The sequence below is a fragment of the Streptacidiphilus jeojiensis genome, from assembly GCF_042510965.1.
Lineage (GTDB): Bacteria > Actinomycetota > Actinomycetes > Streptomycetales > Streptomycetaceae > Streptacidiphilus > Streptacidiphilus jeojiensis.
Genome location: NZ_JBEUKS010000002.1, coordinates 39,536 through 63,507 on the forward strand (window position 1 = coordinate 39,536; position 23,972 = coordinate 63,507).

Here is a 23,972-nt window from a genome sequence, read left to right on the forward strand (position 1 = left end):
GACGGGTCAACAGGCAGAGTGAACCAGCTGGGTCAGCGGAGCGGATGCCCCGACGCCTGCGTCAGCGGGCCGGATAGAGGGAGTAGCCCGGGAAGTTGCCGTAGAGCTTCTCGTCCTCGCCCTCGGGGCCGTAGCTGACCGCCTGGACCAGCAGGTCGCCGCCCACGAACGCGCCCTTCCAGGAGGCGCCCAGGCCGCCGAAGACCTCCTCGCGGTCCCCGCGCGAGCGCGGCTTGTTGATGCCGACCTTGAAGGCCAGCAGGTCCGGCGCGATCCGGGCGGCGAAGTCGGGGTCGTCGGTGGCGATGCTGGCCACCAGCGATCCGTTGCCCGCGTTCATCGCGGCGAGCAGCTCCGACTCGGTGTCCACCAGCACCACCGAGTCCAGCGGTCCGAACGGCTCGGAGTGGTGCAGCGCCCAGTTGGGCGGCGGGTCCAGCACGCTGGCCGGGGCGATGTAGGCGCCGAGGTCCTGGCCGGGCAGGAAGCTCCCGTCGGCCAGGGTGCCCCGGTGCAGCGGGACGGCCCGGGCGATCACCGCGTCGTCGAAGTGCCGGACCAGCTCGGCCGCCTTGGCGGCATGGATCACCGGGCCGAAGTCCAGCTCGGGCAGCGGTGCCTCGGGGTCGGCGACGGCCAGCGGGTGGCCGAAGCGCAGATTGCCGAGGACGGCCAGATAGGTCTCCAGGAACGCCGGGAAGAGCCTGCGCTGCACCACGTAGCGCGGATAGGCGGTGCAGCGCTGCTTGGCGTACTCGAAGCCCTTGCGCAGGTGCGCGGCAAGCGCCGGCCAGTCGCTGTAGTCCCAGACGCCCCAGGTGTTGAGGCCCTCCTGCTCCAGGAAGTGACGGCGGTTCAGGTCGGCCAGCGAGGTCGCGGCGCGGCGCCCGTTGGCCCGTCCGCCGACGAAGGCGAGCGCGCCCAGGCCGGGGGAGCGGATCAGCGAGTCGGCGATCTGCGAGCCCATGCCGGAGAGCAGGGTGACCGGCAGCCCGGCGCGGCGCATCAGCGCGTGCGCCAGCGTGAGGCAGTGGAAGCCGCCCTGGGACGGGGTCTTGGCGATCACCGCGTTGCCGGCCAGCAACTGCACCAGCTCGGCGTGCACCTGGACGCTCATCGGGTAGTTCCAGCTGGCGATGTTGGAGACCGGGCCCGGAAGCGCGGTCCGCCCGCCCAGCTGGCGCTCGATGTTCTCCAGGTACCAGCGCACCCCGTCCACGGCCCGGTCCACGTCGGCGCAGGCCAGCCGCCAGGGCTTGCCGATCTCCCAGACCAGCAGCATCGCCAGCAGGTCCCGCTGCGCGGCCAGCGCCTCGACGGCGGCCAGCACCCGCGCCCTGCGCTCGTCCAGCGGGGTCAGCGACCAGTCGCGGTGCTCGGCGACGGCGAAGTCGACCGCGGCCGCGGCCTCCTCGACGCCGATCCTCGGCGGTCCGGGGATCGGGGTGCCGTCCAGGGGCGTGCTGTGCTCGCCGGGGGTGCCCACGGCGTGCCAGTCGCCACGGACCAGGTTCAGCAGCCGGTCGGGGGTGAACGCCTCGGGCGCGGCGGCCAGGCAGCGGGCGTAGGTGTCGTCCCAGGAAGTCCCGGGCTTGAGCATGAGGGTCACGGTGGCGCTCCTGACTGAGGGAGAGGGAGCAGTGCACGGTGCCGGATCAGGGCACCGAGAGTGGCACAGCCGCTGTGAGGGCGATATGCGGCCCCGGGGATCTGTGGCCCTTCTCACGGACGGTGCGGCCCGGTCCTAGCCGGAGTAGTAGACGACGACGTACCGGTGTACACGCGGCATCAGCGGCGATTCGGTGTATTGCGGCCAAAGTCCCCTAATCTCCTACTAGGCGAAGTAGTGGAGCCGGCCGTCCGACGAGGTTTGGGCATGGGCGTCGCTCCTGGTTACAACGGAGGATCCGGCTGCCGGCCGGTGCCCCGAACAGCAGCTGAGACAGCCCGAGAGCAGGACGAGGTCGAACCCCTGATGCACAGCGCCCATGCTAGGCACGCCCGCCGCAGACGGCATGCGCACAGTCGGACGGCCCTGATGGCACTGGCCGCGACCGGGGCGCTGGCCTTCGCCACGATCGGGGTGCCCGCCATGGCGTCCGCGACCAACAGCCCCGCCGTGGTGGTGGGCCCGGTGGTGTCCGGCAGCAGCGCCGACGCCGCGCAGGAGGCGGCCGCCCCCGCCATCCGCGCGGCGCAGGCCCGGCAGCAGGCGGCGGTGAAGCAGGCCGCGGTGAAGCGGGCAGCAGCGCAGGAGGCGGCTGCGCGGGCCGCGACGGTGAAGCAGGCCGCGGCGGCCGCTCCGGCGCGGGCCCAGTGGTCGGCCCCGATCCCGGGCGCGGCGCTGAGCGAGGCGTACGGCGTGGTGGACAGCGAGTACGCCGCCGGCTACCACACCGGCACCGACTTCGCGGTGGACACCGGCACCGCCGTGCTCGCGGTCGGCGACGGCACCGTCGTCTCGGCCGGCTGGCAGTCCAGCTACGGCAACACCGTGGTGATCGGGCTCGCGGACGGCCACTACGCCCTCTACGCGCACCTGTCCGGCTTCGCGGTGACGGAGGGTCAGCAGGTGCAGGCCGGTGACCTGGTCGCCCGTTCGGGTGACACCGGGAACTCCACCGGACCGCATCTGCACTTCGAGATCCGCACCAGCAACGACTACGGCGCCGTGGTCGACCCGCTGGCGTTCCTGCGGGGCAAGGGCGTCAGCGACTTCTGAGCGGCGCCGGGGTGCCCGGACCCGTCAGAGCGGGTCGGGCCGGCCGATCCGGTCGGCGATGTCCAGGGCCACCCGCAGGGCGACGTCGCGGCGGCCGTCCGGGTCCGGCAGTCCGACCGACGCCTCCGGGTCCTCGGCGCAGGCCTGGCCGATGAACTGGGCGACATTGACGGTCATCAGCGAGATCGAGGCGCGCACCCGGTCCTCGAAGGTCGGCTCCGGGCCCAGCATCAGCCGGGTGAGCGCGAACATCAGGTCCTTGAAGCGGCCGCCCACCTTGAGCTCGCGGATGGTGGGCTGGTTCTCGTGGAAGAACCGCAGCAGCGGCTGACGCGACTGCATGCCGTCGGCGAAGCGGCGCACGATCTCGTCCCGCAGCGCCGGGCTGTAGGGCTGCTCCCGGCCCCAGGCGATGGCCTCCTCGATGGGGGCGCTCATGGTGTCCACGATCCCGGCGAGGATGTCCTCCTTGGTCCGGAAGTGGTAGTACAGCGCCGCCTTGGTGACCCCCAGGCGGTCGGCGATCTCGCGCAGGGAGGTCTTCTCGTACCCGTGCTCGGCGAACAGTTCCAGGGCGATGTCGAGGATGCGCGCCCGGGTGTCCCCGCGAGGTGTCTGGGTGGTCATCGCTCCGCCTGATTGCCTGTCCGGTGAGAGGGGTGCCGCGTACTTCTGCGCGTAGGTTAGCGGCCGTTCGCGCAGGTCCCGCCAGGGGTGGCGAAAAGTGGGTTGACGGCCCCCACCAAGTGAGCTTACCGTGCCGCTGTCGAGGGTACTAGCCGGTCGGCAAGTAAGTCCGTGCACGGGGAGGCAGAGGGATGGCTCAGGACCAGATTCCGCAGCAGGGGGAGGCGGCCGCCGGCGGTGCCGACCCCGACCCGGACGCGCAGATCATCCGCTCCCCGCGGGAGATCCGGATCGTGCTCAGCGGGCTGCTGATCGCGATGCTGCTGGCGATGCTCGACAACATGATCGTCGGTACCGCGATGCCGACCATCGTGGGTGACCTGGGCGGTGTCAACCATCTCTCCTGGGTGGTCACCTCCTACATCCTGGCGACCACGGCCTCCACCCCCATCTGGGGCAAGCTCGGCGACCTCTACGGCCGCAAGGGCATCTTCATGGCCTCGATCGTGATCTTCCTGGTCGGGTCGGCGCTGTCCGGGCTGTCGCAGAACATGAACGAACTGATCGGCTTCCGGGCCCTGCAGGGCCTCGGCGCCGGCGGCCTGATCGTCGGGGTGATGTCGATCATGGGCGCGCTGGTGCCGCCGCGTGAACGCGGCAAGTACCAGGGCATGTTCGCGGCCGTCATGGCCGTCGCGATGATCGGCGGACCACTGGTCGGCGGCACCATCACGGACCACCTCAGCTGGCACTGGATCTTCTACATCAACCTGCCGCTGGGCGCGCTGGCCCTGATCGTGATCGCGATCACCCTGCACCTGCCGAAGATCCGTACCTCCGGCCGGATCGACTACCTGGGCGCCGGCCTGCTCACCGTCGGCATCGTGGCGCTGGTGCTGGTCACCACCTGGGGCGGCCAGAGCTACGCCTGGGGCTCCTGGCAGGTCGCCGGGATGCTGGCACTGGCGGCGGTCTCGCTGGCCGGGTTCCTGCGGGTGGAGCAGCGGGTGGCGCAGCGCGGCGAGGAGCCGGTGCTGCCGCTGCACGTGTTCCGCAGCCGCAACTTCAGCCTGATCTGCGCGCTGGGCTTCGTCGTCGGGTTCGTCATGTTCGGCGCGATCACCTTCCTGCCGCTCTACCAGCAGAGCGTGCAGGGGGCCTCGGCGACCAACTCCGGGCTGCTGCTGATGCCGATGATGCTGGGCATGCTGGTCGTCTCGCTGGTCGTCGGACAGGCCGTCACCCGTACCGGGCGCTACAAGATCTACCCGGTGATCGGGACCCTGGTGATGACCGCGGGCATGCTGCTGCTGTCCCGGCTGGACACCGGCACCACCCGCTTCACCTCCGGCCTGTTCATGGTGGTGCTGGGCGCCGGGATGGGCTTCCTGATGCAGATCACCATGCTGGTGGCGCAGAACAGCGTGGCGCTGCGGGACATCGGCGTCGCGTCCAGCAGCTCCACGTTCTTCCGCACCATCGGCGGGTCCTTCGGCGTCTCGCTGTTCGGCGCCCTGTTCAGCTCCCGGGTCACCGACACCATGACCTCCCGGCTGGGCGCGAGCGGCGGCCAGGCGATCGCGGGGCACGCGCAGCTCACGCCGGGCATGCTGAGCCACCTGCCGGCCCCGGTCCGGGAGGCGTACGACCATGCGGTCGCCAACGGGGTGCACAGCATCTTCCTGTGGGGCGCGGTCATCAGTGTGGTCGGGATCGTGGTCGCGGTGTTCCTGGAGGAGGTTCCGCTGCGGGCTACTCCGAAGCCGTCGTCTGAAGCCGAATCGCAGGTGGCGGTAGAGGTCTGAGGCGGGGTGCGGGCCGTGGGTGGTTGGCCGCGCAGTTCCCCGCGCCCCTGACGCCCAGGGGCGCGGGGAACTGCGCGACAAGCCAGAAGCTGACGTAGGGCCACTAACCGGGCAGTCGGTACACCCCCGGGGCGACCGGTTCCACCAACCCGTCAGCCACCAACCCGTCCAGCGCCCGCCCCCGCTGTACGGAGTCCGCCCAGACGGAGTCCAGCGCGCTCTGCGGAACCTCCCCGTGGGCCTCCCGCAGCACCGCTAGGAGCTTCCCCCGCACCTGCCGGTCGGTCCCGGCGTAGGTCTGTCCCTTCCGTGGCGGCCCGTCGTGCGCGGGGTACCCCGCCCTCCGCCACGCGCACTCCCGTGCCACCGGGCACTCCCCGCACGCGGGGGTCCGCGCTGTGCAGACCAGTGCGCCCAGCTCCATCACCGCGACCGCCCAGGTGGCCGCGGTCTCCGGCTCGTCCGGCAGCAGTTCCGCCGCGGTGCGCCGCTCCGCGGCCGTCGTCGCCACCGGCGGGTACTCGCGGCCGTCGACCAGTCGCGCGAACACCCGCCGGACATTGGTGTCCAGCACCACATGCCGCTGCCGGTGCGCGAACGAGGCCACCGCGGCGGCGGTGTACTCGCCGACCCCGGGCAGCGCCAGCAGCGCCGCGTGGTCCAGTGGGACCTCGCCGCCGTGCTGCTCGGTGATCGCGGTCGCCGCCGCGTGCAGCCGCAGCGCCCGGCGCGGGTAGCCGAGGCGTCCCCAGGCCCGTACCGCCTCCCCGGCGGGTGCCGCGGCCAGGTCGGCCGGGGTCGGCCAACGCTCCATCCAGGCCTGGTACATGGGCAGCACCCGCTTCACCGGGGTCTGCTGCAGCATGAACTCACTGACCATCACCGCCCAGGGCCCGGCTGAGGGCTCCCGCCAGGGCAGCTCGCGGGCGTGTGCGGAGTACCAGGCGAGGACGGTCCGGTGCAGGGCGTCCTGCTGGGGGCGAAGGGTGTCTGTCATAGCGCCGTCGATCCTCGCACACACCGGGTCACCGGGAAGTAACCGGAACGGTGGCACGAAACCATCCGAACGGGCCATCAGGACGATGATGTGAAAGAAGGGGCACCAGGTACGGCGGTGTTGCTCTGAGCGGGGGTTGATCTCTCGTAAGGTTTGCTCGTGCCCTCTCTGCGCAATCCCGTCGGACCGCTGCCGTCCTCCATCTACTGGCGACGGCGCCTGATCGTGCTCCTCGTCGCCCTCGGGGTGCTGGTACTCCTGTTGTGGCTGTTGCTGCCCGGCGGGGGCGGGAAGAAACCAGGGACGGGCGCGGCGTCGTCCTCGCATCCGGTGACATCGATCACACCCGGGCCGACCGGGTCCGGCGGCGGCTCCAACGACGGGACCGCGTCCGGCGGCGGGACCAGCTCCGGCAGCGGCGGCGGCAAGAGCCCGACCCCGTCCGGGGGCGCGTCGTCGAGCGCTCCGGCCGGGACCAACGGCGGGACGGTGGTGACCGTCACCGGCGGCACCTCGGGCGGCTCCAGCACCACCGGCGGCGGGACCGGCGGCTCCGGCGGAAGCTCGTCCGGCAGCTCGGGCGGTTCCGGTGGCAGCGGCAGCAGCACCCCGCCGAACGCCAGCGGCACCATGAACCTGCCGGTGTGCGCGGCGGCCGACGTGGAACTGTCGCTGACCAGCACCGAGCAGTCCTACAGCTCCTCGCAGTGGCCGACCTTCCAACTGGCCATCAGCAACACCAGCGGTGCGGCCTGCCGGGTGGACCTCGGCGCCAAGTCGGCCGTGCTCACCGTCAGCAGCGACAGCGACAGCCATGTCTGGTCCTCCGGCGACTGCCCCCGCGACGCCTCGTCACAGTGGTACGCGGTGCCGGCCTCCGCGACGCCGCTGAACGCGCAGTTCCAGTGGTCCAGGATCACCTCGGCCCCCGGCTGCACCCCGGGCGGCGGCGGCAACGGCGTGGGCGCGGGGACCTATGTCGCCCGGGTCGGGATCGCGGGCGTGACCGTCCAGCCCTCGCACCAGTTCAAGCTCGCGCCGTTCGGCAGCTGACCCGCCCGGCGGGCCCGGCTCCGGCCGGGTCCGTCAGACGTAGCGCTCCAGGATCGAGGACTCGGCCAGCCGGGACAGCCCCTCACGCACCGAGCGGGCCCGGGACTCGCCGACCCCCTCGACGGTCTGCAGGTCGTCGATGCTGGCGGCGAGCAGCTTCTGCAGCCCGCCGAAGTGCTCGACCAGCCGCTCGATGACGGTGTTGGGCAGCCGCGGCACCTTCGCCAGCAGCCGGTAGCCTCGCGGGCTGACGGCGGCGTCCAGCGCCTCCGGGGTGCCCGGGTAGCCCAGCGCCTTGGCGACCGTCTGCAGGTCCAGCAGATCGCTGTGGGTCAGCCCCTCCAGGTCGGTCAGCACGTCCTGGACGGTGCGGCCGCGCTTGGCCGCGCGCTCCGGGAAGTAGTCGCGGGCGACCAGTTCGCGCTCCGGCTCGACCCCGGCGATCAGCTCGTCCAGCTGGAGCGACAGCAGTCGGCCGTCGGTGCCCAGCTCGATCACGTAGCCCGCGATCTCACGGTTGATCAGGCGGACCATCTCCAGCCGCTGGGCCACCGCGGTCACATCACGGACCGTCACCAGGTCCTCGATCTCCAGCGCGGAGAGCGTGCCGGCGACCTCGTCCAGGCGCAGCTTGTAGCGCTCCAGGGTGGCCAGGGCCTGGTTGGCGCGGGAGAGGATCGCGGCGGAGTCCTCGATGACCCGGCGCACACCGTTCACATAGAGCGCGATCAGCCGCATCGACTGGCTGACCGAGACCACCGGGTAGCCGGTCTGCTTGTTGACCCGCTCGGCGGTGCGGTGCCGGGTGCCGGTCTCCTCGGTGGGGATGTTGGCGTCCGGCACGAGCTGGACTCCGGCGCGGACGATCCTGGTGATGTCCTTGTCCAGGACGACGGCGCCGTCGAGCTTGCAGAGCTCGCGCAGCCGGGTCGCGGAGAACTCCACGTCCAGGACGAAACCGCCGGTGCTGAGGGCCTCGACGGTCTTGTCGAAGCCGACGACGATCAACCCGCCCGTACGGCCGCGCAGTACGCGCTCCAGGCCGTCGCGCAGGGGCGTGCCTGGTGCTACGGCGCTCAGTGAGGCCCGTAGAAGGGCCTCCTCGCGGGAGGAGCGATCCGCCCGGTCGTTGGCTGCCACGGGACGACTCCTCCGGTGGGGTGCGGTGTGCGCTCATGAGTTTACCGTCGGCCACGGGCGGTGGTGTCGGGTTATTGACGTGGGGCCTCCGTGAGCGGTAGTCGCGGTCTGCGAGGGGCTCTACCCGGGTGGGCGGCTTGTCGCGCAGTTCCCCGCGCCCCTGGGGGGCTGCAACTGGCTCAGTTGCACTTGCTGGGGGCGCGGGGAACTGCGCGGACAGCAACCGACTACTGCGCGGCAGCCTCCGCGGTGCGTGCGGGCCTGCGGCGGCCGGGGATGGCCGCCAACGCCTCGCCGATGGTCGCGACCTCCGTCACCCGCATGCCCTTGGGGACCTTGCCCGGGTCCGGCGGGACCAGTGCGTGGGTGAACCCCAGTCGGGCCGCCTCGGCGAGCCGCCGTTCCACGCCGGTCACCCGGCGCACCTCGCCGGCCAGGCCGACCTCGCCGATGGCCACCAGGTTGGCCGGCAGCGGGGTGTCCGCCGCCGAGCTGGCCACCGACAGCGCGATGGCCAGGTCCGCCGCCGGTTCGGTGAGCTTCACCCCGCCCACCGTCGCGGTGTAGATGTCGAGCTTGCCCAGCCGCACGCCGCCGTGCCGCTCCACCACGGCCAGCACCATGGCGATCCGCGGGGACTCCAGGCCGGAGGTGGTCCGTCGGGGGGAGGGGATCTGCGAGTCCACCATCAGCGCCTGGACCTCGGCGACCAGCGGGCGCCGTCCCTCCAGGGTGACGGTCAGACAGGTCCCCGGCACCGGTTTGTCCCGCTTGGTCAGGAACAGCCCGGACGGGTCGGCGACGCCGGAGATCCCGGCGTCGTGCAGTTCGAAGCAGCCGACCTCGTCGGTCGCGCCGTAGCGGTTCTTGACGCCGCGGATGATCCGCAGCCTGGCATGGCGGTCGCCCTCGAAGTGCAGCACCACGTCCACCAGGTGCTCCAGCAGCCGGGGGCCGGCGATCGAGCCGTCCTTGGTGACATGGCCCACCAGCAGCGTGGACATGGCACGGGCTTTCGATACCCGGATCAGGGCAGCGGTGACCTCGCGGATCTGGGCCGGGCCGCCCGGTGCGCTCTCCAGCTGGGCCGAGGCGACGGTCTGCACCGAGTCCAGGATCAGCAGCGAGGGCTGGACCTGTTCGATGTGGCCGAGGACGGCGGCGAGGTCGGTCTCGGCGGCGAGGTAGAGGTGCGGGGAGAGCGCGCCGATCCGGTCGGCGCGCAGCCGGACCTGGCTGGTCGACTCCTCGGCGGTGATGTAGAGGGTGCGGTGCGCGTCGCTGGCCGCCTTGGCGGCGACGTCCAGCAGCAGTGTGGACTTGCCGACGCCGGGCTCGCCGGCCAGCAGCGCGACCGCACCGGGCACCAGGCCGCCGCCGAGCACCCGGTCCAGCTCGCCGATGCCGGTGGCCCGGGAGGCGGCCACGGTGGCGTCCACCTGCCCGATCGGGCGCGCGGCCGTGCTGACCGGGCCCGCGGCGGTGGTGCGGACGGCGGGGGAGCCGTACTCCTCGATGGTCCCCCAGGCGTTGCACTCGGTGCAGCGGCCGGTCCATTTGGGCGGGGTGTTGCCGCACTCGGTGCAGCGGTACGAGGAGCGCGGGGCCTTGGTGGAGGTGGTTCGGGCTGCCATGCCGTGAACGCTACAGCCCGGCACCGACAATCACCCGAGGCCACCGACATCACAGCAGGTCACCCGAAAGAGCTATCCGGGGGCCATCCGCCCACCGACCGTGCGGGTGCGGCCTACCGTCGGAGGAGTGACCACCGACTCGCAGGCCAGAGCCGTACCGCGGCCCCGTGTCCGATCAGCGGAGGCGGGAGCGCGGGCGACCGGCGCTCGCGCCCTGGACGAGGGTTGGGAGCGGCTCGGCGACGCCCTGTTCACCTACTGCCTGTCGGTGCTCTGCGACCAGGAGGAGGCGGTCGCCGCCGTGCGCGAGCTGCGCCAGCTCTCGGCGCGGTACCGGCGCCGGCTGCGCCGTCCCGAGCAGCTGCGGGCCTGGCTGTACGCGCTGGCCCGGTACGTCTGCCTGGTGCGGATGGAGGCCGAGCCGGTCCGTGCCCTGACGCGCCGTCCGCTGGGCCGGCACAGCGCCGAGCACGCCCGGCTGGAGCTGCTGGCCTGGCCGGAGGCGGCCGGGGTGGCCCCGGCCCAGCGGGAGGCGCTGGAGCTGGTGGGACGGCACGGCCTGGACACCGCCGAGCTCGCGGCCGTGCTGGACCTCCGCGCCGACCAGGCGGGGGTGCTGCTGGCGCAGGCGGTCTGCGAGCTGGAGCGTACTGCGGCGGCGCTGGCGGTGCTGGCCGCCGCGGACTGCCCCGAGCTGACGGTGCTGGGCCGGGGCCGCGGTCCGGTGCTGAGCGCCGCCCTGCGCGGCGAGTTGGTGAACCATGTGGACGACTGTCCGACCTGCCGGGGCACGGCCGAGCGGGCCGCCGCGGCCGGCCCCTGGCCCGGGACCTTCCGCGCGCCGGGCGCGCTGGCGTTGGTGGAAGCGCCGCGGGAGGCCCGCAGGGCGTCGGCGGGGGATCGTTTCTTCGCCTCCCTGGGTATGGGCGGCGGTGCCGGTTCCGGTACCGCCGTCGGCAGCCCGGCGTCCCGGGACGCCGTGTCGACGGCCGGACGGGAGCTGCGCTTCGACCGGCGCGGCTTCCCGATCCACCGCAGCGCCGGGGCCGAGCGGGCCGGGATGCTGCGGCAGCGCGCGATCGCCGGGTCGGTCATCGCGCTGGTGGTCGCCGCTCCGGTGGTGGCCCTGTGGTCGACGCACCAGGGACCGGACCTGCCGGAGGACCCGGTCTCCTCGGTGCAGGTGGACCCGGCCTCGGTCGCGGCCGACGTTCCGTCAGGAGGTCCTTCGGCGACGACCGGTGCCCCGGCGGGCCGCTCGGTGCGGCCCGAGGCGCAGCCGGTGAGCCTGTCGGTGGCGGTCGGCGGCAGCCCGCTGCCGCCCTCGTCCGGATTCCCCGCCGTCGCGCCGCCCGGCGGGGGCCCGCTGGCGCCCGCCCCGGCTCAGCTGGAGGTCAGCGCCGGCGAGCTGGGCGGCCGTACCGTGGTCACCCTGGTCAACAGCGGTGGCACCGCGGTGGCCTGGCAGGCGGCCACCGCGGCGGGGTGGCTGCGGCTGAGCCGGGACGGCGGCACGCTCCAGCCGGGGCAGCGGCTCACCCTGGTGATCACCGTGGACCGGTCCGCGCTGCCCGAGGGCCCGTGGACCGCGGTGGTCTCGGTCACCCCCTCGGGGTCGGTGGTGACCCTGCACGGCCCGGGCAGCGGATCGTCCGGCGGCGGCCGCCGGGGTATGCCGACGCCGACGCCGACGGTCGGCAGCAGCACCGGCCCGACCTCGGCGCCGCCCGCCTCGCCGACGGTAGGCCCGCCCAGCACGCCGCCGGCGAGTTCCACGCCGCCCACGTCGGCACCGCCGACCGGTTCGACGTCGGCCTCCGCCTCCCCGTCGCCGTCCGCGACCGCGTCACCGTCCGGGAGCGGTTCGGCCTCGGCGACGCCCTCGGACTCTGCTCCGTCGGCCTCGGGAGGCTGACGCCGGGTCAGCCCTGCGGGGCGTCGGCCGGGTGCGGTGCGACCGGCTCGCCCGGTGCGGCCAGGCGCCGCTCGCACAGCTCGGCCAGCACGGCGTAGCCGCCCGCGCCCATCAGCTCCACCAGCTCGGGCCGGTAGCTGATGTACACCGGGTCGGGGCCGACATGGGCGTCCGGGCTGCCGGTGCACCACCACTGCAGGTCGTGGCCGCCGGGTCCCCAGCCCCGGCGGTCGTACTCGCCGATGGTGACCTGGAGGTAGCGGGTGTCGTCCGGCCGGTCGATCCAGTCGTAGGTGCGGCGCACCGGGAGCTGCCAGCAGACGTCGGGCTTGGTCTCCAGCGGCTCCTTGCCCTCGCTCAGCGCCAGGGTGTGCAGCGAGCAGCCCTCGCCGCCGGGGAAGCCGGGGCGGTTGAGGAAGATGCAGGCGCCGTCCACCCGGCGGGTGCGCAGGTCGCCGTCCTCGTCGGGCTCGCTGATGCCCTTGGGCCCGGTGCCCTTGCTGTGGAACTGCCAGGTCTCGGGGGTGAGCCGGGCCGCGTGCCCGAGGACCCGCTGCTGGTCGTCCTCGTCGGACCAGTGCGCCCCCAGGGTGCAGCAGCCGTCGCTGGCCCGTCCGGGCCGGATGCCGTGGCAGCCCCGGCCGAAGATGCAGGTCCAACGGGAGGTCAGCCAGGTCAGGTCGCAGCGGAAGACCTGCTCGGCGTCCTCGGGGTCGGCGAACTCGACCCAGGCGCGGGCGAAGTCCAGCGGGACCTCGCGCTTGCGCGCCGCGGCCGCGGCCTTCTTCGCAGCCTTCTCGGCTGCCTTGCGATCGGTGATTGTCACGTCTACGGCTGGCACCCGGCCACCCTACGGCTTCGGTGCAGCTCCGGCGGCTACGGCCTGCGGCCGGGCGGGTGAGGCGTCGTGTTGCCGACGGGGTGTCGGTAAGCCATTGACTTAGGTTAGCCTAACCAAAATAATTCTGATCATGACGACCGTTCCAGCCCCTGGAGGACCAGTGAGCCATCCCGATCCGACGCCTGATCCGACGTCCGGTCAGACCGGCGGATTCGCCGCGCTGCTCCGAACCGCGACCGCCCAGGAGCACCAGGAGGCGGAGCAGTCCGGCTTCATGGGCAACCTGCTCGGCGGCAGGCTCGGTGTCGAGGCCTACGCGGATCTCGCCGCCCAGCTGTGGTTCGTCTACGCGGAACTGGAGGCCGCGGGCGAGGCGCTGGCCGGGCACCCGCTGGTCGGACGGTTCGTGGACCCCGCGCTGTTCCGCCGGGAGGCGCTGGAGCGGGACCTGGCCCACCTCCGGGGGACCTCGTCCTGGCGGCAGCAGCCCCCGCTGCCGGCCACCGAGGCCTACACCGCGCGGCTGCGGCAGCTGGCCGACGAGTGGCCGGTCGGCTATATAGCCCACCACTACACCCGCTACCTGGGCGACCTGTCGGGCGGTCAGATCATCCGTGGCATCGCCGAGAAGACCTGGGGCTTCGACCGCAAGGGCGACGGCGTGCGGTTCTACGTCTTCGAGGAGATCGGCAACCCCGCCGCGTTCAAGCGCGGGTACCGGGAGGCGCTGGACCGGGTCGGCGCGGAACTGGGCGAGATCGAGCAGTGGCGGGTGGCCGAGGAGTGCCGCCGGGCGTTCCGGCTGAACACCGCGCTCTTCCAGGACCTGGGTGACCGCTACCCGCTCAGTGCCTGAGCGCGGCGACGCGGTGCTGACATGGCACGTCCCCCGTTCCCACCGGTGCCGGCCGGTGGGAACGGGGGACGTGCGGCTGGTGGGCCGTCAGCTGTGGCCGGCGGCACGGCGGCGGCGCAGCACCAGGGTGGTCGCACCGCCCGCGAGGACCAGCGCGGTGCCGGTCAGCGCCAGCGGCAGGGTGGAGCTGTCGGAGCCGGTCTCGGCGAGCGCGCCGGTGTTGCTGCTGCTCGGGCTTGCGGTCACGCCGGTGACGGTGGCTTCGGTTGCCGAGGCGCTCGCGGAGGTGGACGCCGAGGTCGACGCGGCGGCGGGTGCGGAGGCCGAGCTGGAGGCCGAGGCGCCGGCGGCGGACTTGGTCGGGGTCGCGCCGGCGGACGTGGATGCGGACGCGGACTTGGTCGGCGTCGCCGTGGTCGGGGTGCTGCCGGCGCTCTTGCTCGGGCCGGCCGAGGCCGAGGCCGAGGTGGAGGCTGCTGCCTGGACGAGCTTGACGGTGACCGGGTCCATCGCGGTGCCGGCCGGGTAGAAGCCCGCGAACGCCTTCACGGCGGCCGAGGAGAGCACGGTCATGGCGGAGGCTCCGCTGAAGGTGCTCTGGCTGACGGTGAAGGTCACCAGGGCGACGTCGTCGCCGGTGAAGGTGGAGCTGCCGTCCATCTGCTTGGAGGAGACGTCGGCGGTGAGCGTCCCGGTGCTGCCGCTGGTGTCGATCCGCAGGTCGGTCAGGACGATGTCCAGCGCCCCGCTGTGGCCGGTCATGTGCAGGCCGCCCTCGTAGGAGGAGGTGACGGCGTGGGTGGTGGTGTCGTAGGAGGCCTTGTCCAGGTCGAAGTGGAAGGTGCCGTCGCTGTTCCTGGTGGCACCGCCGGTCGGGGTTATCGTCCCGGCCGCGGCGGCGCTGGCCAGGTAGTCGCGGAAGCTGGCCTTGACGCCCCAGTCGAGCGAGCCGGAGCTGAACGAGACGGTCGCCGCCGAGGCGGACTGGGCGGTCAGCAGCGGGCCGGCGCAGAGCAGCGCCGCCGAGGCGGCGAGGGCTGCGGCGCGGAGGGGGCGTCGGGACATGGCGGATCTCCTGAAATGGCGTGCGGGCAGGGGGAGTCGGGCCTGCGGGGAGGCCGGTTGCTCCAAGTAAGTAAGGTAAGGCTATCCTAAGTTTTGCCATCAGGTCACGGGGACCCCAGGCACCATCCGAGAGGCCGTCATGCCAGCCACACAGCGCACCCCCAGCGGCCGCCGGAGCCGATACCGACATCTGCTCCTCGTGCCGCTGCTCGCCCTCGCCCTGGCCGCCTGCGGCAGCGCCACGACGGGCGGCGCCGCTGCCGCCGGCGCCTCGGCCCCCGCCGACGCGGTGGTGCCGATCAGCAGCGGCACCGTTCCCCGACTGCCCGTCACCGTGACCTCCGACGACGGGAAGCGGACCACCGTCACCAGGGCGGACCGGATCATCCCGCTCAGCGGCAGCCTCTCCGAGCTGGTCTACAGCCTCGGCCTGGGCAGCCGGGTGGTGGCCCGCGACGTCACCGCCACCTTCACCCAGGCCGCCAAGCTGCCGCTGGTCAGCAAGAACCACATCATCGGCGCCGAGGGGGTGCTCTCGCTCAAGCCCGACCTGGTGCTCTCCGACACCTCCACCGCGACCTCCAACGCCGACACCATCGCCAGGATCCGCGCCGCCGGCATCCCGGTCGTGGTCTTCGACGACGCCAAGAAGATCGCCGACATCGACCCCCGGATCGGCGCGGTCGCGGCCGCCCTCGGCGTCACCGCGGCCGGCCAGGCCCTGGTCAGCCGTACCGACGCCCAGTTCGCCGCGGTCGACGCGGCCATCGCCGAGGAGAACCCGGGCAGCAGGCCGCGGATCGCCTTCCTCTACGTCCGCGGCAGCGCCTCGGTCTACTACATCGGCGGCGCCGGCTCCGGGGCCGAACCGCTGATCACCGCGGTCGGCGGCGAGGACGCCGGGGTGGCCGGGGGGCTCAAGGCACCGTTCACCCCGATCACCAGCGAGGCCCTGGCCCAGGCCGCACCGGACGCGATCCTGGTGATGACCCAGGGCCTGGCCTCCGTCGGCGGGGTCCCCGGACTGCTCAAGCTCCCCGGCGTCGCGCAGACCCCGGCCGGACTGAAGCAGCGGATCGTCTCCGTCGAGGACGGCGAACTGCTCAGCTACGGTCCGCGCACCCCGGCCGTGCTGCGGTCCATCGCCGACCAGCTCTACCGCGGGGGCGTGGCCGAGTGACGGACCGTCCACGACTGCTGACGGCCGCTCTGGCCACCGCCCTGGTCCTGCTGGTGCTGGCCGCCGCCGGTATCGGCGCCTACCGCATCCCGCTCCCCGACCTGATCGCCTCGCTGCAGCACCGCGCCCACCTCGGCGGACACGCCCTGGACCAGGTCGCCGACTCCGTGCTGTGGAACGTACGGCTGCCCAGGGTCGCCCTCGCCGCCCTGGTCGGCGCCTCGCTGGGCTGCGCGGGCGCGCTGATGCAGGGTCTGTTCGGCAACCCGCTGGCCGACCCGGGCATCATCGGCATCTCCTCCGGGGGCGCGGTCGGCGGGGTCGCAGTGATCGTCCTCGGCATCGACGTCCTGGGGACCTGGACCGCGCCGGTCGCCGCCTTCGCCGGCGGCCTGGTCACCGTCCTCACCGTCTATGTGCTCTCCCGCTCCGGGGGCCGGACCGAGGTGGTCACCCTGGTCCTCACCGGAATCGCGGTCAACGCGCTCTGCGGCGCCCTGATCGGACTGCTGCTGTTCCTGGCCGACCCGACCGCCGTCAACCAGGTCGTCTTCTGGCAGTTGGGCTCGCTCAGCTCGGCCGGCTGGAGCCAGGTCCTGGCGGTGCTGCCGTTCGCCGCCGTCGGCCTGGCGGTGGCCCCCCGCTACGCCCGGCAACTGGACCTGCTGGCGCTCGGCGAGGGACCGGCCCGGCATCTGGGAGTCGACGTCGAGCGGCTGCGGCTGGTGCTGATCACCGTCGTCGCGCTGCTCACCGCGGCCGCCGTCGCGGTCAGCGGCATCATCGGCTTCGTCGGCCTGGTCGTCCCGCACCTGCTGCGGATGGCGGCCGGTCCCGGGCACCGCTTCCTGCTCCCCGGCAGCGCGCTGGGCGGAGCGGTGGTGCTGGTCGCCGCCGACCTCGCGGCCCGCACCCTGGCCGCACCCGCCGAACTCCCGCTCGGCGTGCTCACCGCACTGCTCGGCAGCCCGTTCTTCTTCTGGCTGCTGCGCCGCACCCGGTCCCGCCAGGGAGGCTGGAACTAGATGACGGGAAGGTTTCTGACGATGCGTGGCCAGAACCGTACGGCTCCGTTCCGGCCGACCCCGGGCGCGGTCGTCGCCGAGGTCTCCGGGGCGGGGCTGCTGCGGGCCGGACGGACCGTGCTGGACCGGATCGACCTGCGGATCCGCGCCGGGGAACTGCTGGCGCTGCTGGGCCCCAACGGTGCCGGGAAGTCCAGCCTGCTCGCGCTGCTGGCCGGGGACCTCGCCCCGACGGCCGGTCGGGTGCTGCTGCGCGGACGGCCCCTCGACTCCTATCGCCCCGCCGAGCTGGCCCTGCACCGGGCGCTGCTGCCGCAGGCCTCGCCGCTGTCCTTCCCGTTCCCGGCCGGCGAGGTGGTCCAGATGGGCCGCGCGCCCTGGGCCGGGATCAGCAGCCCGGAGCAGGACGACGCCGCCGTGGCCCGGGCCCTGGCCGAGGCCGATGCGGCGGCCTTCACCGACCGTCCCTACACCGACCTGTCCGGCGGCGAGCGGGCCAGGGTGGCGCTGGCCCGGGTGCTCGCCCAGCAGGCCCCGCTGCTGCTGCTGGACGAGCCCACCGCCGCACTCGACCTGCGCCACCAGGAGCTGGTGCTGCGCACCGCGCGGGCCAGGGCGGCGGCCGGGGACGCGGTGGTCGTGGTGCTGCACGACCTGGGCCTGGCCGCCGCCTACGCGGACCGCTTGGCGCTGCTGCACGGCGGCGGACTGGCCGGGTACGGCACGGTCGGCGAGGTGCTGGACGGGGAACGGCTCAGCGAGGTCTACGGCTGCGCGGTGGAGGTGCTGCCGCACCCGCGGCCTGGCGCGGCCCCGATGGTGCTGCCACTGCGCTGAGGACTCGGCGGCAGGGGCAGCGGGCAGGGGCTGGGGCCCTTACTGCACGCGGGTGGAGAACAGCCCGCCGGTGGCGCCCTCCTTGTCGCCGCCCTGGGCCTTGCGCAGCGCGTTGGCCAGACCCTCCAGCGTCATCGACTGCAGGATCACCTTGCCGTTGCCCTCCAGCGTGGCCAGCGACAGCCCCTCGCCGCCGAACATCGCGTTCATGACGCCCTGTCGGTTCATCCGGCCGACCCGCTCGACCCCGTACCGCACGCCCTCCTCGAAGGCGACGATGCAGCCGGTGTCGACCTGCAGCTTGCCGCCGAAGTCGGAGAGGTTCAGGTCGATGAAGTTGCCGGCGCCGGCGATGATCACGGTGCCCTGGCCGGTGAACTTCTCCAGGATGAAGCCCTCGCCGCCGGACATCCCGGTGCGCATCCCGGAGAAGGCGATCCCGAAGTTCACCCCCGACTCGGCGGCGACGAAGGCGTCCTTCTCGGCCAGCCAGGCCCGTCCGGGGGTTATCTCCAGCGCCCGCATCTCGCCGGGCAGCGTCCCGGCGAAGCCGAGCGTGCCCTCGCCGCCCTGGGCGGTGAAGTACTGGAACGCGATGCTCTCGCCGGCCAGCATCCGCTGTCCGGCCTGCATCGCGGTACCCATGGCCTGGCGCAGCATGCCGCCCATGCCGCCGCCTCCGCCCTGGCCGCCGCCGCCCTGCTGGTTGCCGTTCGGGGCGGAGATCCGGGTGTCCATGCTCACGTTCACGGTCTTGAACAGGAATTTCCCCGCCTCGCAGTAGACCGTCTGTCCCGGCTGGAGCTGGACGACGGCCATCTGCATGGCGTTGCCGACGATCTGGAGTTGCAGGGCCACAGCGGATCTCCTAGGGGGACGGACCGGTCCACCGGTGAACGTACCGGGCGGCCCCGCCGTTCCTGGCCGGTGCCCACCGTGGACGGCGGCCCGCCCCGGGATGATGGCCCTCCCGCGGTCGCGTACCGTGGCGCATTATGCGACTCGGCGTACTCGACGTGGGATCCAACACCGTCCACTTCCTGGTGGTGGACGCGCACCCCGGTGCTGCCCCGGTGCCCGCCTACTCGCACAAGATCGAACTCCGGCTGGCCGAGCTGTTGGACGCCGACGGCGCCATCGGCGAGGTGGGCGTCGAGAAGCTGGTCGAGATGGTCGCCTCCTCGATGCGGGTCGCCGAGGACAAGGGCGTCGAGGAGGTGCTGCCGTTCGCCACCTCCGCCGTGCGCGAGGCCGCCAACGGCGAGGAGGTGCTCAAGCGGGTCCAGCGGGAGACCGGCGTCGAGCTCCAGGTGCTGTCCGGCGGCGACGAGGCCCGGCTGACCTTCCTCGCCGCCCGCCGCTGGTACGGCTGGTCGGCGGGACGGCTGCTGCTGCTGGACATCGGCGGCGGCTCGCTGGAGATCGCCTGCGGCCTGGACCAGCAGCCGGACGCGGCCGTCTCGCTGCCGCTGGGCGCGGGCCGGCTCACCGCCGGCTGGCTCCCGGGGGACCCGCCGGAGGCCGAGGACGTCCGCCGGCTGCGCCGCCATGTCCGTGCGGAGATCGCCAGGACCGTGGCCGAGGTGGTCCGGCTGGGCTCCCCGGACCGCTTCGTGGGCACCTCCAAGACCTTCAAGCAGCTGGCCAGGATCACCGGCGCGGCCCGTGAGGCCGACGGCCCCTACCTGCCGCGCAGGCTCACCCGGGGCTCGCTGTCCGCCTGGGTGCCGCGGCTGGCGGCGATGACCGCGGGGCAGCGGGCGCTGCTCCCCGGGGTCTCCGAGGGCCGGGCCCGGCAGCTGCTGGCCGGGGCGCTGGTGGCGGACGGTGCGATGGACCTGTTCGGGGTGGACGAACTGGACATCTGCCCCTGGGCGCTGCGCGAGGGGCTGATCCTGCGCAGGCTGGACCAGATGTCCGGCGAGCAGTAGCCACCGGGTTACTTCGTACACCTGTCCGGAACATGTCGGCAGTGGTGAGGCGCTGTCCCCTCCGGGGGCGGACACGCATACGCTGTCTCCCGTGGCGGAACCAACGGACGACACCACTGCGCCGGAGCAGCCCGCGGCCGGGGCCACCCGGGCCGAGCAGGCGGCTGCTCCCCAGGCGAATGCTCCGAAGGCGGCTGCTCCGAAGGCGAGGAAGACCGGCGCCGTGAAGAAGGCCGTGGCGGTCAAGAAGGCGGCGGTGAAGAAGGCCGCGGGCACCGGCAAGAAGGCCGTCGCCAAGAAGGCGGCCGCCAAGGCCGCCACGTCCGCGCCGACGCTGTCGGTCACTCCGCGCGCCCTCGCCGTGCCCCCGTCCGCCCGGGCGCTCGGTACTCCGATACTGGTCCCCGACGCCAAGGTCGCGCTGTCCACCGCCTCGGTCTACCCGGAGAACACCGCCGCCGCCTTCGAGATCGCCGGACGGCTGGGGTACGACGGCGTCGAGGTGATGGTGTGGACCGATCCGGTCAGCCAGGACATCGAGGCGCTGCGTCGACTGTCCGACTACCACGCCGTCCCGATCCTGGCGGTGCACGCGCCGTGCCTGCTGATCACCCAGCGGGTCTGGGGCACCGACCCGTGGGCCAAGCTGGTCCGGGCCCGGGCGGCGGCCGAGAAGCTGGGGGCGTCCACGGTGGTGGTGCACCCGCCGTTCCGCTGGCAGCGGCAGTACGCCCGGGACTTCGTCCAGGGGGTCTGGCGGATGGCGGAGGAGACGGACGTCCGCTTCGCGGTGGAGAACATGTACCCCTGGCGCTACCGCGACCGCGAGGTCGCCGCCTACGCCCCGGACTGGGACCCCACCACCGAGGACTACCGGCACTTCACCGTCGACCTCTCGCATGTCGCCACCTCCCGCACCGACGCCCTGGCCATGGTGGGACGGATGGGCGACCGGCTGGCCCACGTCCACCTGGCCGACGGCTCCGGCTCCGCCAAGGACGAGCACCTGATCCCGGGACGCGGCACCCAGCCCTGCGCCGAACTGCTGGAGGGGCTGGCCGGCAGCGGCTTCGACGGCCATGTGGTGCTGGAGGTCAACACCCGCCGCTCGCCCGGCCCGGTCGAACGCGAGGCCGACCTGGCCGAGGCGCTGGCCTTCACCCGGCTCCACCTGGCCGCGGCCGGAGCGGTACGGCACTGAGCCGGGGACCCGGTGTGGCGTACCGCATTCCGGACAGCGTGTCCGAGGCGCGGGCAGCGAGCGTAGGCTCGTCTGTCACACTCCGCTTCGCTGAGGTAGAGCGGTCCGGTTCCGGCTCGCCACCCCGGGGTTTCGCAGGGGTGCGGGGCGTCGCGCCCCGAAAAGTTGGAGCACGACGGACGCAGGAGATGAGCACAGTGCCCGAGCTGAGGTCTCGTACGGTCACCCACGGTCGCAACATGGCTGGCGCCCGCGCCCTCCTCCGGGCCGCCGGGGTAGCCCGCGAGGACTTCGGCAAGCCGATCATCGCGGTGGCGAACAGCTTCACCGAGTTCGTGCCCGGGCACACCCACCTCCAGCCGGTCGGGCGGATCGTCTCCGAGGCGATCCAGCAGGCCGGCGGGATCCCCCGCGAGTTCAACACCATCGCGGTGGACGACGGCATCGCCATGGGCCACGCCGGGATGCTCTACTCGCTGCCCTCCCGCGACCTGATCGCCGACTCGGTCGAGTACATGGTCGAGGCGCACTGCGCCGACGCGCTGATCTGCATCTCCAACTGCGACAAGATCACCCCGGGGATGCTGATGGCCGCGCTGCGGCTGAACATCCCGGTGGTGTTCGTCTCCGGCGGCCCGATGGAGGCCGGCAAGGCGACCCTGGTCGACGGCACCGTCCGCAAGCTGGACCTGGTCAACGCCATCTCGGACGCGGTCAACGAGAACGTCTCGGACGAGGACATCGCCCGGATCGAGGAGAACGCCTGTCCGACCTGCGGGTCGTGCTCGGGGATGTTCACCGCCAACTCGATGAACTGCCTGGCCGAGGCGATCGGCCTGGCCCTGCCCGGCAACGGCTCGGTGCTGGCCACCCACACCGCCCGCAAGGCGCTGTACCAGGACGCCGGCCGGACCATCGTGGAGATCACCAACCGCTACTACCAGCAGGACGACGAGTCGGTGCTGCCGCGCAACGTGGCCTCCCGGGCCGCGTTCGAGAACGCCGTCGCGCTGGACATCGCCATGGGCGGGTCCACCAACACGATCCTGCACCTGCTGGCCGCGGCCCAGGAGGCCGGCCTGGACTTCGACATGGCCGACATCGACGCGCTGTCGCGCCGGCTGCCCTGCCTGTCCAAGGTCGCCCCCAACGGCTCCTACTACATGGAGGACGTGCACCGCGCGGGCGGCATCCCGGCCATCCTCGGCGAGCTGTACCGGGGCGGGCTGCTGAACGAGGACGTGCACACGGTGCACAGCCCGTCGATGGCGGACTGGCTGAAGCAGTGGGACATCCGCGGCGGCTCGCCGTCCCCGGAGGCCGTGGAGCTGTTCCACGCCGCGCCCGGCTGCGTGCGCTCGGCGAGCGCCTTCTCGCAGTCCGAGCGTTGGGACACGCTGGACACCGACGCGGCCAACGGCTGCATCCGCGACGTGGAGCACGCCTACTCCACCGAGGGCGGCCTGGCCATCCTCTACGGCAACCTGGCGGTGGACGGCTGCGTGGTGAAGACCGCCGGTGTCGACGAGTCGATCTGGCGCTTCTCCGGCCCGGCCGTGGTGGTCGAGTCACAGGAGGACGCGGTCGACGCGATCCTCACCAAGCGGGTCAAGGAGGGCGACGTCGTCGTCATCCGCTACGAGGGCCCCAAGGGCGGCCCCGGCATGCAGGAGATGCTCTACCCGACCTCGTTCCTCAAGGGGCGCGGGCTGGGCAAGGCCTGCGCGCTGATCACCGACGGGCGATTCTCCGGCGGCACCTCCGGCCTGTCGATCGGCCATGTCTCGCCCGAGGCGGCCTCCGGCGGGACCATCGCGCTGGTGGAAGACGGCGACCTGATCACCATCGACATCCCGGCCCGGACCATCAAGCTGGAGGTCTCGGAGCAGGACCTGGCCGCGCGCCGCAGCGCGCTGGAGGCCGGGACCGGCTACCGGCCGAAGTCCCGCGAGCGCAAGATCTCGGCGGCGCTGCGGGCCTACGCGGCGATGGCGACCAGCGCCGACAAGGGCGCGGTCCGCGACGTCTCCCGGCTGGGCTGAGCGACACCACCGGCAGCGGCTCGGCGGTCCCCTCCAGGGGACCGCCGAGCCGCTGCCGCATAATCGGTGCTGTGTCCGAGAGAGCAGAGCGTCCGTCCCCCCAGCCCGAGCCGATCCGTTTCTTCGGTACCGGCTGGGTCACCCATGACAGCGGCTACTGGCTGCGGCGCGTGGGTGTGAGCCTCGGCGCGCTGGTCGCCGCGGGCGCCGGCGCGCTGCTGATGCGCCTCGGGGTGCAGGGGGTCTTCGTCTCGGCCGCCGGATCCCTGGTGGACACACTGCTGGTGGTCGCCGTGGCGATCTGCACCTGCGTCGCAGCGATCCGCACCTGGACCCTGCTCAGCAAGGGCCGCGCCTCGCTCGACGGCTGGATGGCCGACGAGAAGTCCATCGGCCCGATGCTGCTGATCGGCTTCGTCGGGATGCTGGTCGCGTACTTCCTGCGGAGCCTGGTCGAGGCCCCGGGCGAGGCCGAGAAGCGCTCCCGCTACGAACTCGCCCTGGCCGCCCACGCCCGCCGCCGCACCCCCGCCACAGCGGGCAGCGGCGGCAAGCGCAAGCGGCGCTGACCGGTCCGCCGACCCCGCCCGCGGGTGGCGTCAGTAGCTGCTGCCGCCGCTGCTGCGGCGGGCGCCGGCGACCGAGCCGACGACGCCGACGATGGCGCCCAGGATGGCCGCGTGCCACAGCGCGGTGAAGATGCTCATGAACACGCCGTCGCTGCTCAGGATGAACTGGGTGATGGTGTTGGTGACGAAGAGGCCGACGGCCGGGACAGCGGCGGTCTGCCAGGGGTGCTCCGCCGCCCAGCGGCGCAGCCTGCGGTCGCCGCTCTTGCTCACCATCGAGCCGGCACCGCCGATCAGGAAGAACAGGAACAGGGTGACGCTGGCCGGCCAGGCGAGCATCCCCAGGGACCAGTGCAGACTGATCAGTTCCAGGCCGAAGGTGGCCGCGCCGCCGACCACGCCGACGACACCCGCGGTCCGCCAGGGGCCGTGCGTGGCCGAGGCGACGGCAAGCTGGCTCGATTCGCGGGATGAGACATCACTGCTAGTCATGCCTCCACGGTGCGCTTTCCCGAGGCCGAACGCTATAGGG

21 protein-coding genes are annotated in these 23,972 nt (G+C 72.8%); 12 read left to right on the plus strand and 9 right to left on the minus strand.

All coding sequences use genetic code 11. The annotated features are described in order from the left end of the window. Nucleotides 1-61: 61 nt before the first annotated feature. Nucleotides 62-1,600 (minus strand): aldehyde dehydrogenase family protein, encoded by a 1,539-nt coding sequence (locus ABUW04_RS06100; RefSeq protein ID WP_380563900.1) that lies wholly within the window; start codon nt 1,598-1,600, stop codon nt 62-64. Between the two features lie 438 nt (nt 1,601-2,038). Here ABUW04_RS06100 and ABUW04_RS06105 point away from each other — a divergent pair, with 438 nt between their 5' ends. Next, entirely contained in the window at nt 2,039-2,722 is a 684-nt protein-coding gene (locus ABUW04_RS06105; RefSeq protein ID WP_380563485.1) for a M23 family metallopeptidase, read from the plus strand. 24 nt (nt 2,723-2,746) lie between these two features. Here the strand turns inward: ABUW04_RS06105 and ABUW04_RS06110 are convergent, their stop codons facing one another. Beyond that, nucleotides 2,747-3,349 carry a TetR/AcrR family transcriptional regulator gene (locus tag ABUW04_RS06110; RefSeq protein ID WP_030254127.1) on the minus strand — a complete coding sequence of 201 codons (603 nt, stop codon included), beginning with the start codon at nt 3,347-3,349 and terminating at the stop codon, nt 2,747-2,749. Between the two features lie 191 nt (nt 3,350-3,540). Between ABUW04_RS06110 and ABUW04_RS06115 the strand changes: the two genes are divergently transcribed. Then, nucleotides 3,541-5,154, plus strand: coding sequence for an MDR family MFS transporter (locus tag ABUW04_RS06115; protein ID WP_380563486.1), 1,614 nt, complete (start codon nt 3,541-3,543; stop codon nt 5,152-5,154). Between the two features lie 103 nt (nt 5,155-5,257). Here the strand turns inward: ABUW04_RS06115 and ABUW04_RS06120 are convergent, their stop codons facing one another. Further along, complete coding sequence (locus ABUW04_RS06120; RefSeq protein ID WP_380563487.1) at nt 5,258-6,151, minus strand: A/G-specific adenine glycosylase; 894 nt, start codon at nt 6,149-6,151, stop codon at nt 5,258-5,260. Nucleotides 6,152-6,310: 159 nt separating this feature from the next. Between ABUW04_RS06120 and ABUW04_RS06125 the strand changes: the two genes are divergently transcribed. Next, nucleotides 6,311-7,204 carry a hypothetical protein gene (locus ABUW04_RS06125; protein WP_380563488.1) on the plus strand — a complete coding sequence of 298 codons (894 nt, stop codon included), beginning with the start codon at nt 6,311-6,313 and terminating at the stop codon, nt 7,202-7,204. Between the two features lie 33 nt (nt 7,205-7,237). Here the strand turns inward: ABUW04_RS06125 and disA are convergent, their stop codons facing one another. Then, nucleotides 7,238-8,344 carry a DNA integrity scanning diadenylate cyclase DisA gene (disA, locus tag ABUW04_RS06130; RefSeq protein WP_051725301.1) on the minus strand — a complete coding sequence of 369 codons (1,107 nt, stop codon included), beginning with the start codon at nt 8,342-8,344 and terminating at the stop codon, nt 7,238-7,240. 227 nt (nt 8,345-8,571) lie between these two features. Continuing rightward, nucleotides 8,572-9,978 carry a DNA repair protein RadA gene (gene radA, locus ABUW04_RS06135; protein ID WP_030254138.1) on the minus strand — a complete coding sequence of 469 codons (1,407 nt, stop codon included), beginning with the start codon at nt 9,976-9,978 and terminating at the stop codon, nt 8,572-8,574. Between the two features lie 127 nt (nt 9,979-10,105). Here radA and ABUW04_RS06140 point away from each other — a divergent pair, with 127 nt between their 5' ends. Next, entirely contained in the window at nt 10,106-11,893 is a 1,788-nt protein-coding gene (locus ABUW04_RS06140) for a BACON domain-containing protein (RefSeq protein WP_380563489.1), read from the plus strand. Between the two features lie 7 nt (nt 11,894-11,900). Here the strand turns inward: ABUW04_RS06140 and ABUW04_RS06145 are convergent, their stop codons facing one another. Next, nucleotides 11,901-12,713, minus strand: a complete 813-nt coding sequence (locus ABUW04_RS06145) for a hypothetical protein (protein WP_030254141.1) — start codon at nt 12,711-12,713, stop codon at nt 11,901-11,903. A 181-nt stretch (nt 12,714-12,894) separates the two neighbouring features. Here ABUW04_RS06145 and ABUW04_RS06150 point away from each other — a divergent pair, with 181 nt between their 5' ends. Next, on the plus strand, nt 12,895-13,590 hold the full coding sequence (locus tag ABUW04_RS06150) for a biliverdin-producing heme oxygenase (protein ID WP_380563490.1): 696 nt from the start codon (nt 12,895-12,897) through the stop codon (nt 13,588-13,590). A gap of 87 nt (nt 13,591-13,677) precedes the next feature. On the opposite strand, the gene ABUW04_RS06155 is transcribed toward ABUW04_RS06150, so the two are convergent. Continuing rightward, nucleotides 13,678-14,655 carry an HtaA domain-containing protein gene (locus tag ABUW04_RS06155; protein ID WP_380563491.1) on the minus strand — a complete coding sequence of 326 codons (978 nt, stop codon included), beginning with the start codon at nt 14,653-14,655 and terminating at the stop codon, nt 13,678-13,680. A 139-nt stretch (nt 14,656-14,794) separates the two neighbouring features. Here ABUW04_RS06155 and ABUW04_RS06160 point away from each other — a divergent pair, with 139 nt between their 5' ends. From ABUW04_RS06160 to ABUW04_RS06170, 3 genes are read left to right on the plus strand one after another with little or no spacing between them, the layout of a single operon-like run. Further along, complete coding sequence (locus ABUW04_RS06160; protein WP_380563492.1) at nt 14,795-15,835, plus strand: heme/hemin ABC transporter substrate-binding protein; 1,041 nt, start codon at nt 14,795-14,797, stop codon at nt 15,833-15,835. Beyond that, nucleotides 15,832-16,860 carry a FecCD family ABC transporter permease gene (locus ABUW04_RS06165; protein WP_051725305.1) on the plus strand — a complete coding sequence of 343 codons (1,029 nt, stop codon included), beginning with the start codon at nt 15,832-15,834 and terminating at the stop codon, nt 16,858-16,860. Before ABUW04_RS06160 ends, ABUW04_RS06165 begins: the two co-directional genes overlap by 4 nt. Before the next feature lie 21 nt (nt 16,861-16,881). After that, nucleotides 16,882-17,697: a heme ABC transporter ATP-binding protein gene (locus tag ABUW04_RS06170; RefSeq protein WP_380563493.1), complete on the plus strand. Its 816-nt coding sequence runs from the start codon at nt 16,882-16,884 to the stop codon at nt 17,695-17,697. A 39-nt stretch (nt 17,698-17,736) separates the two neighbouring features. Here ABUW04_RS06170 and ABUW04_RS06175 read toward each other — a convergent pair whose 3' ends face one another. Next, a complete protein-coding gene (locus ABUW04_RS06175; RefSeq protein WP_030254150.1) occupies nt 17,737-18,555 on the minus strand; it encodes an AIM24 family protein in 819 nt (272 codons plus the stop codon). Nucleotides 18,556-18,692: 137 nt separating this feature from the next. Between ABUW04_RS06175 and ABUW04_RS06180 the strand changes: the two genes are divergently transcribed. From ABUW04_RS06180 to ABUW04_RS06195, 4 genes are all read left to right on the plus strand, one after another. Further along, complete coding sequence (locus tag ABUW04_RS06180; RefSeq protein WP_030254152.1) at nt 18,693-19,628, plus strand: Ppx/GppA phosphatase family protein; 936 nt, start codon at nt 18,693-18,695, stop codon at nt 19,626-19,628. Between the two features lie 394 nt (nt 19,629-20,022). Continuing rightward, nucleotides 20,023-20,829: a sugar phosphate isomerase/epimerase family protein gene (locus ABUW04_RS06185; RefSeq protein ID WP_030254153.1), complete on the plus strand. Its 807-nt coding sequence runs from the start codon at nt 20,023-20,025 to the stop codon at nt 20,827-20,829. 197 nt (nt 20,830-21,026) lie between these two features. Beyond that, nucleotides 21,027-22,871, plus strand: a complete 1,845-nt coding sequence (gene ilvD / locus ABUW04_RS06190; protein WP_380563901.1) for a dihydroxy-acid dehydratase — start codon at nt 21,027-21,029, stop codon at nt 22,869-22,871. A 71-nt stretch (nt 22,872-22,942) separates the two neighbouring features. Continuing rightward, complete coding sequence (locus ABUW04_RS06195) at nt 22,943-23,440, plus strand: hypothetical protein (RefSeq protein WP_380563494.1); 498 nt, start codon at nt 22,943-22,945, stop codon at nt 23,438-23,440. A 30-nt stretch (nt 23,441-23,470) separates the two neighbouring features. Here ABUW04_RS06195 and ABUW04_RS06200 read toward each other — a convergent pair whose 3' ends face one another. Continuing rightward, nucleotides 23,471-23,932, minus strand: a complete 462-nt coding sequence (locus tag ABUW04_RS06200) for a hypothetical protein (protein ID WP_030254159.1) — start codon at nt 23,930-23,932, stop codon at nt 23,471-23,473. Between the last annotated feature and the right edge of the window lie 40 nt (nt 23,933-23,972).

Bases quoted from the DNA above. Each gene is read 5' to 3' on its own strand.
- ABUW04_RS06100 (WP_380563900.1), bottom strand. From the start codon at position 1,600: ATGCTCAAGCCCGGGACTTCCTGGGACGACACCTACGCCCGCTGCCTG.
- ABUW04_RS06105 (WP_380563485.1), top strand. From the start codon at position 2,039: ATGGCACTGGCCGCGACCGGGGCGCTGGCCTTCGCCACGATCGGGGTG.
- ABUW04_RS06110 (WP_030254127.1), bottom strand. From the start codon at position 3,349: ATGACCACCCAGACACCTCGCGGGGACACCCGGGCGCGCATCCTCGAC.
- ABUW04_RS06115 (WP_380563486.1), top strand. From the start codon at position 3,541: ATGGCTCAGGACCAGATTCCGCAGCAGGGGGAGGCGGCCGCCGGCGGT.
- ABUW04_RS06120 (WP_380563487.1), bottom strand. From the start codon at position 6,151: ATGACAGACACCCTTCGCCCCCAGCAGGACGCCCTGCACCGGACCGTC.
- radA (WP_030254138.1), bottom strand. From the start codon at position 9,978: ATGGCAGCCCGAACCACCTCCACCAAGGCCCCGCGCTCCTCGTACCGC.
- ABUW04_RS06155 (WP_380563491.1), bottom strand. From the start codon at position 14,655: ATGTCCCGACGCCCCCTCCGCGCCGCAGCCCTCGCCGCCTCGGCGGCG.
- ABUW04_RS06160 (WP_380563492.1), top strand. From the start codon at position 14,795: ATGCCAGCCACACAGCGCACCCCCAGCGGCCGCCGGAGCCGATACCGA.
- ABUW04_RS06170 (WP_380563493.1), top strand. From the start codon at position 16,882: ATGCGTGGCCAGAACCGTACGGCTCCGTTCCGGCCGACCCCGGGCGCG.
- ABUW04_RS06180 (WP_030254152.1), top strand. From the start codon at position 18,693: ATGCGACTCGGCGTACTCGACGTGGGATCCAACACCGTCCACTTCCTG.
- ABUW04_RS06200 (WP_030254159.1), bottom strand. From the start codon at position 23,932: ATGACTAGCAGTGATGTCTCATCCCGCGAATCGAGCCAGCTTGCCGTC.